Source organism: Polaribacter reichenbachii (assembly GCF_001975665.1).
Lineage (GTDB): Bacteria > Bacteroidota > Bacteroidia > Flavobacteriales > Flavobacteriaceae > Polaribacter > Polaribacter reichenbachii.
The window spans coordinates 2,207,732-2,223,701 of record NZ_CP019419.1 but is presented as its reverse complement, the minus strand read 5'-3'; the positions used below and the strand labels follow the sequence as shown (position 1 = coordinate 2,223,701).

Here is a 15,970-nt window from a genome sequence, read left to right as displayed (position 1 = left end):
TAATAGACACTAATACTTTTGTAGACACAACTACTATACATTAAAACAATAATCACTTTTTTGGTTTTATATGTAAAATCAATTTAAAAGATTTTAATATAAACCTTTGGAAGACATATTTCAATCATTGTATATTCAAAAAACAATTACACAAACAACCCAATTTACTAACTTTTAAATACTACTATTATGATTGTTCTTGCTATTAAATTTATTAAATTTATTGCTGATTTAATATTTCTTTTATTCTTTTAAATAACCTAAAAAATTAACTAGTAAACCTACAACAACCAAAACAGAATCAACTAACTAAAAAAATACCTATGAAAAAGCTATCTTTACATTAACTGTTCTTCGCTAGAATTTTAAATTGTTATTTTTCATTAAATTTGACGACTAATCTAACATAAATGAAAAAACAAGTTTTTAAAACTTTAGCAAAAGTTAATAAAGCCATTTTACCTTCTTTTACAAAAAAGGAGTTAGATATCTCTAAAGCTACTAAATTACAATTGGCAATAATTGGTTATAGAGCTTTTGTAACTATAAATTCTCTTGACTAAAAACAGAAAATTATGAACGCTACCTATGTTAAATTATTTACAGACACTAATATTATAGTACACGGTTTACAACACCTTTTAGATAAGGAAAACATTAAATACATTATTAAAGACAGATTCGAATCTGCTAGATTAGGAGGCTTTGGAGAATCTATGGGAGCTGTAGAATTACACGTTTTAAATGATGATTTAGAAACAGCAGAAAAGATACTTTCTACCTATAAAGAAAAAATAAATTCATAAAAATGAATATAGACTTTCTAATTCAAAAAAATGATATTATATTTGCAGCCGCTTAAAGGCCATGTGGCGCAACTGAATAGCGCACTTGATTACGGCTCAAGAGGTTCTAGGTTTGAATCCTAGCATGGTCACAACAAAACCAGTAGTTTACTATATTTTTAGTAATTGCTGGTTTTTTCTTTTTTAAAAGAACCAAAAATGATAGAATAATTCATTGTAAGTTTTACAACTTTTAAAATTTAATTGATAAAAAAACAATAATTTCAGGGTATCAATATTTTAAAATCCTTTAAACTTTTTAGCATTTACAAATACCTATTCCTTTAAATAGAAGCCTAAACTTACATTAAACAAATAGTTAATAAACAACATTTTTAAATCTATAAAACTTTATTTCTTATGCAATTATGATAAAATTATTGCAAAATAATGTTTAAGTTGGATATATTTTTTAAGCTTTTTCAGCTAAATCATTGATAATATCTCAATAATCATACTATTAAATCACATATTACAAGTTAAAACCACCTAAAATTTACATATTTATCATTTATCTTTCTTAACCTTTATTTGAATCAAATAAAAATTTGTAGATACCTTTATTAATGTATATATTTGACAAATACATTTATCTGTAATAATTATAGATAATTAGTTATTTAAAGAATCCAATTCCCCCAATTATGGATATTATAAAAACTAATTTTATTGAACTCCTTCTTCTATTGGTTAAAAATCAATATTTTAACAGAATTCCTATTGAAGAAACTATAAACTTTAAAACACACTTTTTTATTTTCAATCTCTTTTTGGCGGTTTATTCTTTGCTGATCCTATTCTTAAAAAAATCGAATTATGTATTTGAAATTTTTATCAATAAACACAAACAGTATAGAAAAAGCGATGTTAATTTGTTAAATTTAGAATTTATTTTTCAAGAAAATAGATTTTTAAATGATGCTCAATTTTTATTGCCAACAAAATTGAAAGTGTATGAAAAAGTTAGTTGTTAGACCTAAAAAGATATTATTTACTGTATCTAATTTAGAGAAAAAGCATAAAATTGTAACCTATTTCTCTTTATTATTTTTAACAGTATCTACCTATTTTTTAAGAACGGAAAATAAAAACGTAAAGGGTAATTACAAAGTTTTAAAAGAAAAAAGTACCAACTTAAAACAAAATATGGTGCTTTTTAATAGAAATTACGAAGGTTTTCCTTTACCTGTTTGGCAAAAACTTAAACGAGGCAATGAGTTTGTAATGCAATATGTAAACCCAGAATACGTAGAAAAATTTGGTAAGGCTTACGATAAAGACCAGTATGCATTTATTGGTAAAAACAATTTTGAATTGTTTCCAGAAAAACTGGCAGAAGTTTACTATAAATACGATTTAGAAGTATCAAAAAACGGTAAAGAACTAGAATGTGCAGAAGAAGCTATTGATCAATTTGGCAACACTTTAAAACTTAAAGTTATAAAATGGCGAAAAATAAAAGACAATAACGACACATTAATTTATGGTATGGTTAAAGAAATAATCCCTTTTAAAAACACTAATTGACATATAGATAATAATAAATAAATCCTAATTCCCCTAAATATGGATATCACAAACAACCCTAAAAATAATTTTAGCTTAAAACATAGAGCAGACTATACTTTATTTATAATTTCTAAAATAAAGGAGGTATGAATAAACTAACTGTAAAATCTAAAAAAGTTTTGTTCAATGTTTCTAATTTAGAGAAAAAACATAAAATTATTACTTATGCTTCTTTATTATTTTTAACAGTTTCTACTTATTTTTTAAGATCAGAAAACCAACAAGTTAAAATTGATTACGCTAGGCTACAAGAAAAAAGTAAAAGCTTAAAACGTAATATGATTATCTTTAATAGAAATTATGAAGATTTTCCTTTACCAGTTTGGCAAAAAGTAAAAAGAGGAGATAAATTTATAATTCAGTATATAAACCCTGAATATGTAAAGAAATTTGGTCATATTTTTAATAACGATCAATATGCTTTAATAGGCAAAAACAATTTTGAAATTTTCTCTAAAAAAATAGCACAAGCATATTACGAAAATGATGTGGCTGTAGCTATAACAGGAATACAAATAGAAAATATAGAAGATGCTATTGATAAATTTGGCAATATTATAAAGCTAAAAGTAATAAAATGGCGAGATATAAAAGACAATAAAGATACCCTAATTTATGGTATGGTTAAAGAAATAATACCTACCAAAACTAAACGATCATAACTCATAACAACAACCTTAATCCCCCAAAAATGCAAAGAAAAACTACCCTTAAAATTAAAATCCACTTCTTACCTATTCTAGTTAAAGATTTTGGTTTAAAGTATATATTAGATAATATACACACAACCTTATTTGCTTTTAAAAGCTCTAAAACATATAATTTAAAAAACAACACTCAACTTAATTTATTAAGAATAGAAAGTACAGATTGTACTAATTATTTTATGAATTCTAAAAACCAGAAAGCATGAATAAATTAGCCGTAAAATCAAAAAACATTATACTTAAAATAACAAGTTTAGAGAAAAAACGTAAAATTATTGCGAATGCTTCTTTATTACTATTAACTGTATCAACTTATTTCTTAAGATCAGAAAACCAAGAAGTAAAAATACAGCATGCTACTTTACAAGAAAAAAGTTCTAATTTAAAACAGAACATGATAATTTTTAATAGTAACTATGAAGATTTCCCTTTACCTGTTTGGCAAAAAGTAAAAAGAGGAGACGAATTTATAATACAGTATATAAACCCAAATTATGTTACTGAATTCGGCCATATCTTTAATAACGATCAATATGCTTTAATAGGTAAAAACAATTTTGAAATTTTTTCTAAGAAAATTGCGCAACTATATTATGAAAATGATGTAGCTGTATCTATTACAGGAAGTAGAATTGAAAGTATAGAAGAAGCTATAGATAAAGAAGGAAAAATTATAAAGCTAAAAGTGATAAAATGGCGCGATATAAAAGACAATAAAGATACGCTGGTTTACGGAATGGTTAAAGAGATTATAAGATATCCACAGGTAATAAAATAGAAAAAGCTCTTAACAATTGTTAAGAGCTTTTTCGTCTAACCAAACTTAGTATAAAAACTAACTACTATCTTTTTCTTGTATCGTTCTCTATTTATATGACACCACAAAACTTAATAAGTCACAAACTTTTTATAAAAACAAAAAAACCTGAGAAGTTCTCAGGTTTTAATTTAAATATTGTTTTATTGCTATTCTGTGTTCTGGTATACTTTTGTCGTAATTTTCTACCAATAATTCTAGTATTTCTGGGGGTTTAAGACCAATATCTTTTCTTTGTTGATATTTAGAAACATATAAATTATAGGTTGCATTATTTTTTTCGAAAATTAAAAAATGGGTTGCATTTAATTCGGTATATGCAATTTCATTTCCAGAAAAAGCTGAAGAGTTATCTTTAAAAAACTCTGAAAATTCATAATATTTTAAAACATTTTCCATAAACTAAACCAATTCTGCAGATAAACCCAATTGTAATAATTTAGAGCATCTTGGTTCTAAATCTTTATACTCGCCAGATTTAACTGTGCATTTCCCTTTATAATGCACTAAAATAGTACATTGTTCTGCTTGCTCTAAAGTATGGTCGCAAACATCTATTAGAGATTCTATTACAAAATCGAAAGTATTAACCTCATCATTATGCAATACAATTTCATGCTGATTTGTTCTTTGCTCTAGAACATCTACTTCTTCTTTAATTTTTTCTTTTGTACTCATATCAACAAAATTACAATTTATTGTATTTCAATGCAACCCAATTATTTCTTTCAATAAATGTCTCTAATTTTAAGTTATATTTAGAAACTTCTTCATCAATAATTGATATATCTTCTTTATAAAAACCACTTAATAACAACACACCATTTTCATTTAAACAGTTGGTGTACGTATTCATATCCATCAATAAAATATTTCTATTGATGTTTGCTATAATAACATCGTACTTTTTATCATTTAAAAGTGATGCATCGCCTTCATAAACGGTAATATGATTACAATTATTACGCTGTACATTTTCTAAAGAATTTTCGTAACACCAGTTATCAATATCAATAGCATCAATTGATTTTGCGTTTTTCATTTCTGCAAAAATGGCTAAAATTCCAGTTCCACAACCCATATCTAAAACAGATTTACCCTCTAAATCTAATTGTAATAAATGCTGAATCATCATATGTGTGGTTTCATGATGCCCAGTACCAAAACTCATTTTTGGTTCAATTACAATATCATATTTAAGATTAGGATTTTCGTGAAAGGGAGCCCTTACACTCACTAACTCATCTACCTGAATAGGTGTAAAATTCTTTTCCCATTCTGCATTCCAGTTGGTTTGTTCAACTTCTTTCTTTTGATAATTTATAGTAAATTCATCAGATTGTAAAACGAAAATATTTTCTAAAATATCTGCAAAATATGCTTCTTTTTGAATGTAAGCTGTTACTCCGTTTTCGTTTTCAACAAAACTTTCAAAACCTACATTACCTAATTCAGCAATTAAAATTTCTGTTGCTGGTTCTTTCGGTGTTACTGTAAAATTGTATTCTATATATATATTATCCATCATAAAAAAAGCGTCAAGAATTAAATCTTGACGCAAATTTATTAGTTTTAAATTTAAGTTCTTTTAAATCGCTTTTATAATTGCAGAAAAATCTGATGCTTTTAAAGCTGCACCACCAATTAAACCACCATCTACATCTGGTTTAGAGAAAATTTCTTCTGCATTTGCAGGTTTTACACTACCACCATATAAAATAGAAACAGCTTCTGCTACTTCTGCATTGTATTTATCAGCAACAATACTTCTAATAAACGCATGCATTTCTTGTGCTTGTTCTGCACTTGCAGTTTCTCCTGTACCAATTGCCCAAACAGGCTCGTAAGCTAAAACAATACTTGCCCAATCTTTAGCTTCTAAATGAAATAAAGCATTTTTTAACTGGCTTTCTACTACGTTAAAATGATTGTCAGATTTTCTATCTTCTAACAATTCACCAAAACAAAAAATAGTTTCTAAATCATTTTCTAAAACTGCATTTACTTTTTCTGCAAGAATTTCATCTGTTTCGCCAAAATAAGTTCTTCTTTCAGAATGCCCTAAAATAACAGTTTTAATACCAATAGATTTTAACATATCTGCAGAAACCTCACCTGTGTAAGCTCCGCTTTTAGCTTGATGCATATTTTGAGCAACAACCTCTATGCTAGAACCTTCAGTACTTTTTACAGCAGATTCTAAATTTATGAACGAAGGAGAAATGATAACTCTTGTGTTATCTAATGATAAATCTTTAATCTCTTCTTTGATACCGCTAATTAGTACCTCAGTTTGATTTTTATCATTATTCATTTTCCAGTTTCCAGCTACTATTTTTTGTCTCATAATTATATACTTTTATTACTCTGTAAATTTAAGAAATGAAACCTAAATATTTAGTAGAATTAGAAATACTTACTAAAACGATTTATTACTATTTTTTAAGTGCTTCTTTTATTTTTTTGTCTGAAGCATTTGTGGCTTTAAACAAAGAAATTTGTCCTTTTTCATCGATAACCATATATCTAGGAATCCAACCAAGGTTGATAAAATCTACAAAATCACCATCATTCTGACCTTGAGGTAAATTATAATGTTCGCCTATTAAATTATATTTTTTGATAGCTTTTCTCCAAGAAGGATTACTTCTATCTACGGATAAAAATAAAAAAACAACTTCAGGAAATTCTTTTTGCAAAGCTTTTACTTTCGGAAAACCAACAATACAATCTTTGCACCAAGAAGCCCAAACATCAATTAAAACTTTTTTTTCTTTATGTTGATACAATACTTCTCTTAAGGTAATTTTAGAATTATCTAAACCCACTAACATTTCTAAGTTTGCTTCTTCAGAAAACTGTTTTGGGTCTTCTGAGCAACTAAAGAATAAGAAAACAGCAAATAGAATAAAGATTTTTTTCATATCAAATTTGTCCATTAAAAAATAACTTTCTTACAAATCTTAAAAGTTTAAAATAGTATTTTTGTAAAACTTTAAACAAAAGTAATGACAACAGCACAACTTGTATCACAAATAAATCTAAAAAAATCATTTTTATGTATTGGTTTAGATGTAGATTTAGAGAAAATTCCAACTCATTTATTAGATTTAGAAGATCCTATTTATGAGTTTAATAAAGCAATTATAGATGCTACACATCATTTATGTGTTGCCTACAAACCTAATACTGCTTTTTATGAAGCTTATGGCATTAAAGGCTGGTTAGCTTTAGAAAAAACGATTGCTTATATTAATACCAATTATCCTGAAATCTTTACAATTGCTGATGCAAAACGTGGTGATATTGGCAATACCTCAACGATGTATGCCAAAGCTTTTTTTAACGATTTAGCTTTTGATTCTGTAACTGTTGCTCCTTATATGGGTAAAGATTCTGTTGAGCCTTTTTTAGCTTTTAGAGACAAGCATACTATTATGTTGGCTTTAACATCTAATGAAGGTGCTTTTGATTTTCAAACTAAAAAAGTTGATGATAAAGAATTATATCAACAAGTTTTAGAAACTTCTAAAAACTGGAAAAATTCTGAAAACTTGATGTACGTTGTTGGTGCGACAAAAGCTGAATATTTTAAAGAAATAAGAAAGATTGTACCTAATTCGTTTTTATTAGTTCCAGGAGTTGGCGCACAAGGGGGTAATTTAAAAGATGTGTGCAAATATGGTTTAAATGATAATATTGGTTTGCTAATTAATTCTTCTCGCGGAATTATTTATACATCAAAAAATAAAGATTTTGCAACAGCAGCAGCTAAAAAAGCAGAAGAATTACAATCAGAAATGAGCTTATTGCTAGCTTAATATCCTAATAAAATCAACAAAAAAAGCCTCGCAAATGCGAGGCCTTTTTTGTTAAAGTCTTAAAGAACGATTAATAACAGGAAACCAAGTATAATAGGTGTTACACTTATCACAACCATAACTTCTTGTGCCTGGAATCATCTTTACAACCGCCTTTCTTTTTAATCTGTGCCTAGACTCAGATTTACATCTTGGGCAAGCTTTCATAGGTTAGTTTATATTTGTTTAGATTTTACGAATATACTTAAAACCAAACAATTAAACTAAAAGACTTTAATTATTAAAGATTTCTTAATAAGGCTTGCTTATTTTTCCACTCTATCCATTTTTCACCTCTAATAGCTCGCATAACATTGTCTATTGACCGCATTATAAACACATTATAGACTGCTTTACCTAAATTTTTCGGATTTCTAGCAATTGCTCTTAAGCTTAAAGAGAAGCCCGGTGTTATGTACCTCATATAATGCCAATAACCTTCTGGCATATATAAAACATTACCATGATTTAATTCTGTAACGTAGCCTTTAGCATTTTTTAATTTTGGCCATTTCTTAAAATCAGGATTATTAAAATCGATATCTTCTCTTGTTATTAAAGAATAAGGAATTTTATATAAATGTTTATTTTGTTTTTGATCGAATAAAATAACTTTCTTTTCACCTTCAAAATGAAAATGAAAAATATTAGCTAAATCAATATCATAATGCATAAAAGTATAAGAATCTCTTCCGCCAAAAAACAACATTGGTAATCCTTTCATTAAGCGTAAACCAAAATCTGGATAAGAAAAGTCTTTTTGTAAAACAGGTACTTCTTTTAGAATATTCCAAAGAAAAATTCTAAATTTAGTAGGTTCACGTTTTAGTAAATCTACATATTCAGACATTTTCATTTTAGCATGAGGCTCATTAAAACCTTCTTTATAATCTACAGGTCTATCATCATACAAAGGCACAGTTTTATCGCCTGCAACTTCTTTTATATACTCTAAATTCCATTTTTTATATGCAGGCCAATCTTCTATAAATTTTTCTATAACCACAGGTTTTTGTGGTTTAAAATAGTTTTTTATAAAGTCTTCTTTGGTAATTGTTTTTACTCTATCTATTTGAGATAAGTTTAAACTCATGCTTAAAAAATTTAAAAGGCAAAGTTAAGAAAACGTTACGAAAAGATATAATTAAAAAAAAGTCACGCAATTTAAATTACGTGACTTTTAAAAAGAATTCATTAATATTTACTTTGTTTTTAAGAAGATACATCATCTGTAGATTCTTTAATTTTTTCTGTATTTATATCTTTACCTTTTAAATATTCTGGCAATTGCATACCAGCCATATTAAACATTTCTTGTAAAGGTGGTACTGCATTATACATACCAGAAATAAAGTTAGATGTTGATGTTTTACCATCTTTTCCTCCACCATTTTCCCAAACTGTAACTTTATCAATCTTAATATTTTTAATAGCTTCTGCTTGTGTTTTTACCAATTCTGGTAATTTATCAGCAATTAATAATAATGCTGCATTTTGCGAATCGTTACCAGCTGCTTTCACTATTTCGTCTAAACCTGCTGCTTGTTTTGTTAAAACTTCATACAAACCTTGCGCTTCTGCTTGTGCTTTAAATAAAATAGCATCTGCTTCACCTTTTGCTATTCTTCTAATATTTTCGGCCTGTGCTTCTGCATCAATCTCAACTTTACGTTTATCTATTTCTGCTGGTACAATAACATCTGCTAATTGAGAAGAACGTTCTCTTTCTGCTCTTGCAACCTCTGCTTCTTGCTCTGCAGCATAAGATTCTCTTAAAGCGTTTGCTGTTTGTACTTTTTCTGATGCAATTGCTGTACGTTCTGCCTCAGCTTCTCTCTGTCTACGTAATGAATCTGAATTTGCTACTGCAATTTTTGCGGTATTTTCTCCTTCTACTGCTTGTGCATTTGCAGCTGCAACTTGAGTTCTTTGATCTTGTACAGCATTTGCTTCTCCAATAGAACCATCTCTATTTTTTTCTGCTACCGATTTTCTTGCTGCGTTAATTGCGTGTGCTGCTGCTTCTTTACCTAAAGCTTCTATATAACCAGATTCATCAACAATATCTGTAATATTTACGTTGATTAATTTTAAACCAACTTTCTTTAACTCAGTTTCTACACTTTGCGAAATGTTGGTTAAAAACTTATCTCTATCATTATTAATTTCTTCAATATCCATAGAGGCAACTACCAAACGTAACTGACCAAATATAATTTCTTTTGCCAATTCTTGAATATCTGGCAAGCCTAAACCTAACAAACGTTCTGCTGCATTTTGCATAATACCTGGTTCTGTAGATACACCAATTGTAAATCTTGATGGTACATTTACACGAATATTTTGTTTAGATAATGCATTTACCAAATTAACTTCTATAGACATTGGCGTTAAATCTAAAAACTCATAATCTTGAATTACAGGAAAAATAAATGCTGCACCACCGTGAATACATTTGGCAGATTCGCCACCACCTACTTTTCCATACACTACTAAAATTCTGTCTGAAGGACATCTTTTATAGCGTTTTATCATAGCAACTATCAATATAAAAATAAAGAGAATTGCAATTCCTATTCCTACTAAACCCGCAAATGGGCTACTTTGTAATATCATTAAATTTAGCATAGTAATTTATTATTTTTGAGGTTCTATAATTAATATTCCGTTGTTGGTTACTTCAATCACTTTTATAACATTTCCTTGTTTTAAATCTTCATTGCAATCTGTTAAAGCTTCTAATTCTCTTAAAGCACCTTGTACTTTTATTTGCACCTTACCAATTTTAGATCGGTTTGCACCAACTGTTAAATACACTTCACCAATAGAATTTAGTGCATTTTGCATTTTTAAAGTTCCACTAGAAGTTAATTTGCTGATGTAATAAAACATTGCTGCCATTACAAACATCATTGCCAAACCACAAATTATGGAAACAATTATGGTGGTAGACCTTGAGTAACCTGCATCTATACAAGCTATTCCACTCCAACCAAAAATGGCGAAAAAAGCAACTACATTTTTAAAGGTAAAAAACTGAAAGCTTGCTCCTGTATCTGCATCAACTTCCATATCTACATCACCAATATCATCTGTATCTGCACCAATAAATGTACTGACTAAAACAAACAGAAAAATAAGTGTAGAGATCCCTGTAATTATCCAATACGTTTTAGGGAAAGACGCTAATTCTTGAAACCATTCCATCATAGAAAATTAATTTTAAAGTGAATAAATATACTGCTTTTTGCGTTTATAAATTGACTTTATCTTCGGCAAAAAAGATCAATTTATATTCTTGAAAAAATAAAAAAAGTGATTGTATATTATTAGTAGATAAAAACTATTTTTTGTTACATAAAAGTTCTAAAAAAGAAAAAACCCTGATAAAAATTTATCAAGGCTTAAAGTGAAAACGGGAAATTTTGATTCCTTAAAAATTGTATCTCAATCCAAATAAAACATTACTTGGTGGCATTGGTACAAAACCAGATTCTATATAATCTGCATTAAAAATATTATTAGCTGTAATTGTAAAGTTGATTTTATTTATAGCAACAATAATAGATGCATCCCAAACATTATAAGAAGTACCAATTGTACGTTCTGCGTATTTGTAAATAATATTCTGATGCACATTTTTAAACAACTTACTTGTAAAACGTGTTGTAAATTGATGTCTTAAAGTATTTAAAGAATAACGAGATAAATCTTTATTTTGATCTAAAATATCATCCTCTAAAAAAGTATAGTTTGCAGAAATTGTTTGTGTATAGCTTCCTATTTTAAAATTATAACCTGCATCAAACTCTAAACCTTTGGTATTTACTTGTGCAATATTTGTTGCTGTAAATGCGCTATTGCCTGTATTTTCTCTTACATAATCTATCAAATTATCAGAATCTCTGTTAAAGAAAGCAACAGATGCATTAAATCGAGTATCATCAAATTTAAAACCAATTTCTTGTGCAAAAGCTTCTTCTGGCTCTAAGTTTTCGTTACCAACAGTTACAGGATCACTATAAAACAAATCTGTATAGGTTGGTATTCTGTAAGTATAACCAATATTTCCGTAAGCTTTTACTTTATCTGATATTTGAAAACCTAAATCTAACCCTGGAAAAGCGTGGAATTTAAAATCAGAAAAATAAGTAACTGCAATACCTGGTGTAATATCTAACTTATCATCTGCCAAACTAAAACGATGTTCTAAAAACAAATTAGCCATTGTTCTATTTCTATCACCTAAATTATTACTACTAATAGAAACTCTAGAAACATCAACTCCAAAACCTGTAACACCAGCTTTAGATGTGTAAGCTGCATTTGTTTCTACACCTACTTTATTCGTAATATGCAAGTTTCTATAAAAACTAGGATCATCTCTTCTTAACAGAAAAATATCTTGACCTCTTCTCCAATAAACTCTTGGTGTAATTTTTAATTTTTCTGATTTAAAAGTAGTAGAAACCCCAATTACACTATTCTGAGTTTCTTCATATTCGTGAAAAGTTTCGTTCGTGGTATAAAAATTTTCTGCTCCGAATTTTTTATCGAAAAAAGTAGCCAAAACTTCTATTGGCTGGTTCTTTTTATTGAAAACTCCTTTTAAGAAATAATTGTAATTATTATAATCTGAATTTTCTCTATAACCATCTGATGTTAATGCACCAACGTGCGCAATTATTGATGAATTTTCAAATTCTTTACCAACAGTTACAGAACCATTTAATTGCCCAAAAGAACCTGTTTCTACATTTACAGAAGCAACATTATTCAGCTTCTTTTTAGTTACAATATTTATAGCTCCAGTAAATGCATTTTGCCCAAAAACTCTTGCTGCAGGCCCTTTTATTACTTCTATTCTTTCAATAACTTCTATTGGTAAAGCTGCATTTAATGTATGATGTCCTGTCTGAGAATCATCCATTTTAATACCATCTATTAACAATAAAGTTTGATCAAAACCACCACCTCTAATATACAAATCTGCTTGGCTACCAGCAGTTCCTCTTCTTCTAATATCTACACCTGCAACTTGCTGTAATAAATCTGCAACATTTGTAGCTGCACTATTTTTTATGTCTTCAGATGAAATAACATTTATAGTTCTAGAATTTGCTTTAAAAGGTAAATCTATTCTTGTTGATGTAATAACAACCTCTTTTAAAGTATCTCTTTTTATAACTTTTTCTTGTGCTTTTACTTGTAAAACAAATAACAAGCCTACAATTATTAACGTAATTCTAATTTTCATAAATAGTGATTTAAATAGGCTACAAAAGTCGTAACTTTATAACCGCTTAAAATAGTCCGGTTTTTAAATGACAGACAGTCCACTTTTATCAATAATCCAAAAGAATATCAATTTTGATAAATCTAAAACACAGGCTATTTACATTCAGGGTGCTCAAGCATTTGTAAATTTGTTTCAAAGGAATATCATTCTAAAAAAAACAAAACTACCAGGCACTAGAGCGCTTGCAAAAACACTACAAATTCACAGAAATACTGCTGTTGCTATTTATGATGAATTAGCCTCTCAAGGCTGGGTAGATATTAAACCTAACAGAGGAACTTTTGTATCTACTAGAAAGGTGAGATTTACGAATAAAAACAAAAAAACTGAATTTATCAATAACCAAAGTTTAGCAAAAACTACTGGTTTCGAATTCCAAAAATCGTTTCATTTGGCATCTACTGTACAATTAACAACAGCGAAATATTCTGTTAACGATGGTAAACCAGATTTACGCTTACACCCTGTTAACCAATTTACAAGATGGTATAGTGCAGCTATGAAACGTAAAACTTTAATTCAAAAATGGAACAGACCTCAAGAAGCCTCACTTTCTATGTTTCAAACACAACTGTGTAATTATTTAAATGCCACAAGAGGATTATATGTAAGCCCAAAAAACTTAATTAGTACCAGAAGTACAGAAATGAGTTTGTACATTGTTTCTCAACTTCTAATTCAAAAAAATGATGTTGTTTTGGTTGGTAATTTAAGTAATTACGCTTCTAATATGATATTTCAGCAAGTAGGTGCTCAACTCATTACAATTCCTGTTGATGATGAAGGTTTGGATATTGATTTTATCAGAAAAAATTTCATCAAAAACAGTATTCGATGCGTATATATTTGTGCACATAGAGATTACCCAACCACAGTTACCTTAAGCGAAAAACGCAGAACAGCATTATTAAAACTTGCCAAAGAATTTGGTTTTGCCATTATTGAAGATGATTTTGATTATGATTTTCAGTTTGATAATTCTCCTGTTTTACCAATGACAAATTCTGATGAAAATGGAATGGTCATTTATCTAGGTAAATTGGGTCAATCTTTATTTCCTAGTTTCCAAACCGGATTTGTAATTGCGCCAGAAAATTTAATTCAAGAAGCAAAAAATTATTTGTATTTATTAGATGAACAAGGAGATTTAATTCAGCAGCAAATGTTATCTGAACTCATTAATGAAGGAGAAATTTATAGATTAATGCAAAAGAATATTGTTATCTATAAAAAAAGAAGAGATTACTTAAATCGATTATTATTAAAACATTTTGATAAAATTGCAGCCTGGAAAATTCCTGAAGGTGGTTTGGCAATTTGGTTAACTTTTACCCCAACAATACCTTTAGTTAAACTGGCAGAGCAAGCAGAAAAAAACGATTTATTTTTACCCAAAACTATTTTATATCAGAATAAAACCACCTGTGCCATTCGCTTTGGTTTTGGGCATTTAAATGAAGAAGAAATCGAAATTGTTATTCATAAATTAAAAAGTGCTTATAACAATCTGTCTTTAAGTTAAGTTGATATTTTGCTATCGATTTTAATAGATTAAGATATTAACATTGTAATTTTGTCTGCTATTTTTAGGTATTTTTATAAGATGTTTGCACTTGTAGATTGTAATAATTTTTATGCTTCTTGCGAGCGAGTTTTTAACCCAAACTTGCAAAATAAACCTGTTGCTATTTTAAGCAATAATGATGGTTGTGTTATTTCTATGAGCGATGAAGCTAAGAAATTACAATTACCTTTTGGAGCGCCAGTTTTTAAATGGGATCAGTTTTGTAAGGAAAAAAATATTACGGTTTTGTCATCCAATTATCCTTTATATGGAGATATGAGTGCAAGAGTAATGAATATTCTGTCAGATTTTTCGCCAGATATAGAAATGTATTCTATAGATGAATCTTTTTTACAATTAAAAGGTTTTGAAAATTACGATTTAGCAGCATATGCAACCAAAATGAGAAATCGAGTTTTAAAATGGACAGGCATACCAACTTGTGTAGGAATTGCGCCAACCAAAGCTTTGAGTAAAGTTGCCAATAAAATTGCGCGTTCTAACCTAAAACAATCAAAAGGAATTTGCGTAATTGATTGTGAAGAAAACAGAATTAAAGCCTTAAAATGGACCAAAATTGGCAATGTTTGGGGAATTGGTCGTCGTTTAAAAAACAGATTAGAAGCCAAAGGCTGTAAAACCGCTTACGATTTTACACAATTACCAAGCAACTGGGTTTTAAAAGAATTTTCTATTGTAGAATGGCGTTTACAAAAAGATTTACAAGGCATTTCTAAAATTCCGTTAGAAGAAGTTTCATCAAAAAAAATGATTGCCACAACTCGTAGTTTTGAATATACCTATTCTGATATTGATAACCTTAAAGAGCGCATTTCTACATTTGCTGTAAGTTGTGCAGAAAAATTACGTACACAAAAATCGAGTTGCCATATGTTAATTGTGCAACTTTCTAGCGATCGTCATCAAAAAGATTTAGCACAACATAGAGAAAGTAAAACAGTCTTTTTTTCGTATCCAACAGATTCTACATTAACTATTTCTAAAGCTGCTGTAGAAGCTGTAAAGAGTATTTTTAAACCCGGAATTAAATACAAAAGAGCAGGTGTAATTGTTACAGGTTTAGTGCCTAATGATAATTTTCAATTGAACTTATTTTCTGAAGAAAACCCAAAACATAAACCTTTAATGTCTGCAATTGATCATTTAAATCGTAAATTTAAAGCAGACAAAATTAAATTAGGGAATCAAGATTTAAAACGTACCTGGAAAATGCGTCAAGAAAGATTATCGCCTAAATTCACCACAAATATTAATGATGTTTTAATTGTAAAAGCTATAAAATAGCCTG

At 28.5% G+C, this 15,970-nt stretch carries 17 protein-coding genes and 1 tRNA gene; 9 read left to right on the top strand and 9 right to left on the bottom strand.

The features are described from left to right. Positions 1 to 410: 410 nt before the first annotated feature. The 6 genes from BW723_RS09300 (at position 411) to BW723_RS09265 (ending at position 3,899) form a co-directional block, all read left to right on the top strand. Positions 411 to 563 (top strand): SsrA-binding protein, encoded by a 153-nt coding sequence (locus tag BW723_RS09300; protein ID WP_068355578.1) that lies wholly within the window; start codon positions 411 to 413, stop codon positions 561 to 563. 12 nt (positions 564 to 575) lie between these two features. Then, the gene (locus BW723_RS09295) at positions 576 to 806 is read left to right on the top strand and encodes a putative signal transducing protein (protein ID WP_068355581.1); all 231 of its coding nucleotides are present in this window, start codon (positions 576 to 578) and stop codon (positions 804 to 806) included. A gap of 57 nt (positions 807 to 863) precedes the next feature. Further along, positions 864 to 937: transfer RNA gene (locus BW723_RS09290), tRNA-Arg, on the top strand. A gap of 862 nt (positions 938 to 1,799) precedes the next feature. Then, positions 1,800 to 2,372 carry a hypothetical protein gene (locus BW723_RS09280; RefSeq protein ID WP_068355588.1) on the top strand — a complete coding sequence of 191 codons (573 nt, stop codon included), beginning with the start codon at positions 1,800 to 1,802 and terminating at the stop codon, positions 2,370 to 2,372. 128 nt (positions 2,373 to 2,500) lie between these two features. Next, on the top strand, positions 2,501 to 3,076 hold the full coding sequence (locus BW723_RS09275; protein WP_068355591.1) for a hypothetical protein: 576 nt from the start codon (positions 2,501 to 2,503) through the stop codon (positions 3,074 to 3,076). A gap of 247 nt (positions 3,077 to 3,323) precedes the next feature. Continuing rightward, complete coding sequence (locus BW723_RS09265; protein ID WP_068355597.1) at positions 3,324 to 3,899, top strand: hypothetical protein; 576 nt, start codon at positions 3,324 to 3,326, stop codon at positions 3,897 to 3,899. A gap of 165 nt (positions 3,900 to 4,064) precedes the next feature. Here BW723_RS09265 and BW723_RS09260 read toward each other — a convergent pair whose 3' ends face one another. The 5 genes from BW723_RS09260 to BW723_RS09240 all read right to left on the bottom strand — a co-directional run bounded on the left by BW723_RS09260 (position 4,065) and on the right by BW723_RS09240 (position 6,862). Beyond that, the gene (locus BW723_RS09260) at positions 4,065 to 4,337 is read right to left on the bottom strand and encodes a hypothetical protein (protein WP_068355599.1); all 273 of its coding nucleotides are present in this window, start codon (positions 4,335 to 4,337) and stop codon (positions 4,065 to 4,067) included. Positions 4,338 to 4,340: 3 nt separating this feature from the next. Further along, complete coding sequence (locus tag BW723_RS09255; protein WP_068355603.1) at positions 4,341 to 4,616, bottom strand: ATP-dependent Clp protease adaptor ClpS; 276 nt, start codon at positions 4,614 to 4,616, stop codon at positions 4,341 to 4,343. 10 nt (positions 4,617 to 4,626) lie between these two features. Next, entirely contained in the window at positions 4,627 to 5,463 is an 837-nt protein-coding gene (gene prmA, locus BW723_RS09250) for a 50S ribosomal protein L11 methyltransferase (protein WP_068355606.1), read from the bottom strand. 63 nt (positions 5,464 to 5,526) lie between these two features. Beyond that, on the bottom strand, positions 5,527 to 6,285 hold the full coding sequence (gene tpiA, locus BW723_RS09245; RefSeq protein WP_068355608.1) for a triose-phosphate isomerase: 759 nt from the start codon (positions 6,283 to 6,285) through the stop codon (positions 5,527 to 5,529). An 88-nt stretch (positions 6,286 to 6,373) separates the two neighbouring features. Beyond that, positions 6,374 to 6,862 (bottom strand): TlpA family protein disulfide reductase, encoded by a 489-nt coding sequence (locus BW723_RS09240; protein ID WP_068355877.1) that lies wholly within the window; start codon positions 6,860 to 6,862, stop codon positions 6,374 to 6,376. An 84-nt stretch (positions 6,863 to 6,946) separates the two neighbouring features. On the opposite strand from BW723_RS09240, the gene pyrF reads away from it, so the two are divergent. Further along, positions 6,947 to 7,759 carry an orotidine-5'-phosphate decarboxylase gene (gene pyrF, locus BW723_RS09235; protein WP_068355610.1) on the top strand — a complete coding sequence of 271 codons (813 nt, stop codon included), beginning with the start codon at positions 6,947 to 6,949 and terminating at the stop codon, positions 7,757 to 7,759. 280 nt (positions 7,760 to 8,039) lie between these two features. Here pyrF and BW723_RS09230 read toward each other — a convergent pair whose 3' ends face one another. The 4 genes from BW723_RS09230 to BW723_RS09215 form a co-directional block, all read right to left on the bottom strand. Further along, a complete protein-coding gene (locus tag BW723_RS09230; protein ID WP_068355613.1) occupies positions 8,040 to 8,891 on the bottom strand; it encodes a cupin-like domain-containing protein in 852 nt (283 codons plus the stop codon). 119 nt (positions 8,892 to 9,010) lie between these two features. Further along, on the bottom strand, positions 9,011 to 10,414 hold the full coding sequence (locus tag BW723_RS09225) for a flotillin family protein (protein WP_139059045.1): 1,404 nt from the start codon (positions 10,412 to 10,414) through the stop codon (positions 9,011 to 9,013). A 21-nt stretch (positions 10,415 to 10,435) separates the two neighbouring features. Next, a complete protein-coding gene (locus tag BW723_RS09220; RefSeq protein ID WP_068355617.1) occupies positions 10,436 to 11,008 on the bottom strand; it encodes a hypothetical protein in 573 nt (190 codons plus the stop codon). 223 nt (positions 11,009 to 11,231) lie between these two features. Beyond that, complete coding sequence (locus tag BW723_RS09215) at positions 11,232 to 13,055, bottom strand: TonB-dependent receptor plug domain-containing protein (RefSeq protein ID WP_068355620.1); 1,824 nt, start codon at positions 13,053 to 13,055, stop codon at positions 11,232 to 11,234. A 67-nt stretch (positions 13,056 to 13,122) separates the two neighbouring features. Between BW723_RS09215 and BW723_RS09210 the strand changes: the two genes are divergently transcribed. Both BW723_RS09210 and BW723_RS09205 read left to right on the top strand, forming a co-directional pair. Beyond that, complete coding sequence (locus tag BW723_RS09210) at positions 13,123 to 14,619, top strand: aminotransferase-like domain-containing protein (protein WP_068355622.1); 1,497 nt, start codon at positions 13,123 to 13,125, stop codon at positions 14,617 to 14,619. 81 nt (positions 14,620 to 14,700) lie between these two features. Further along, positions 14,701 to 15,966, top strand: a complete 1,266-nt coding sequence (locus BW723_RS09205) for a Y-family DNA polymerase (protein WP_068355625.1) — start codon at positions 14,701 to 14,703, stop codon at positions 15,964 to 15,966. Positions 15,967 to 15,970: the final 4 nt, after the last annotated feature.

Bases quoted from the DNA above. Each gene is read 5' to 3' on its own strand.
- BW723_RS09210 (WP_068355622.1), top strand. From the start codon at position 13,123: ATGACAGACAGTCCACTTTTATCAATAATCCAAAAGAATATCAATTTT.
- BW723_RS09225 (WP_139059045.1), bottom strand. From the start codon at position 10,414: ATGATATTACAAAGTAGCCCATTTGCGGGTTTAGTAGGAATAGGAATT.
- BW723_RS09265 (WP_068355597.1), top strand. From the start codon at position 3,324: ATGAATAAATTAGCCGTAAAATCAAAAAACATTATACTTAAAATAACA.
- BW723_RS09240 (WP_068355877.1), bottom strand. From the start codon at position 6,862: ATGAAAAAAATCTTTATTCTATTTGCTGTTTTCTTATTCTTTAGTTGC.
- BW723_RS09215 (WP_068355620.1), bottom strand. From the start codon at position 13,055: ATGAAAATTAGAATTACGTTAATAATTGTAGGCTTGTTATTTGTTTTA.
- BW723_RS09255 (WP_068355603.1), bottom strand. From the start codon at position 4,616: ATGAGTACAAAAGAAAAAATTAAAGAAGAAGTAGATGTTCTAGAGCAA.
- BW723_RS09220 (WP_068355617.1), bottom strand. From the start codon at position 11,008: ATGATGGAATGGTTTCAAGAATTAGCGTCTTTCCCTAAAACGTATTGG.
- BW723_RS09275 (WP_068355591.1), top strand. From the start codon at position 2,501: ATGAATAAACTAACTGTAAAATCTAAAAAAGTTTTGTTCAATGTTTCT.
- BW723_RS09295 (WP_068355581.1), top strand. From the start codon at position 576: ATGAACGCTACCTATGTTAAATTATTTACAGACACTAATATTATAGTA.
- BW723_RS09230 (WP_068355613.1), bottom strand. From the start codon at position 8,891: ATGAGTTTAAACTTATCTCAAATAGATAGAGTAAAAACAATTACCAAA.
- prmA (WP_068355606.1), bottom strand. From the start codon at position 5,463: ATGGATAATATATATATAGAATACAATTTTACAGTAACACCGAAAGAA.
- tpiA (WP_068355608.1), bottom strand. From the start codon at position 6,285: ATGAGACAAAAAATAGTAGCTGGAAACTGGAAAATGAATAATGATAAA.
- BW723_RS09280 (WP_068355588.1), top strand. From the start codon at position 1,800: ATGAAAAAGTTAGTTGTTAGACCTAAAAAGATATTATTTACTGTATCT.
- BW723_RS09260 (WP_068355599.1), bottom strand. From the start codon at position 4,337: ATGGAAAATGTTTTAAAATATTATGAATTTTCAGAGTTTTTTAAAGAT.
- pyrF (WP_068355610.1), top strand. From the start codon at position 6,947: ATGACAACAGCACAACTTGTATCACAAATAAATCTAAAAAAATCATTT.
- BW723_RS09205 (WP_068355625.1), top strand. From the start codon at position 14,701: ATGTTTGCACTTGTAGATTGTAATAATTTTTATGCTTCTTGCGAGCGA.
- BW723_RS09300 (WP_068355578.1), top strand. From the start codon at position 411: ATGAAAAAACAAGTTTTTAAAACTTTAGCAAAAGTTAATAAAGCCATT.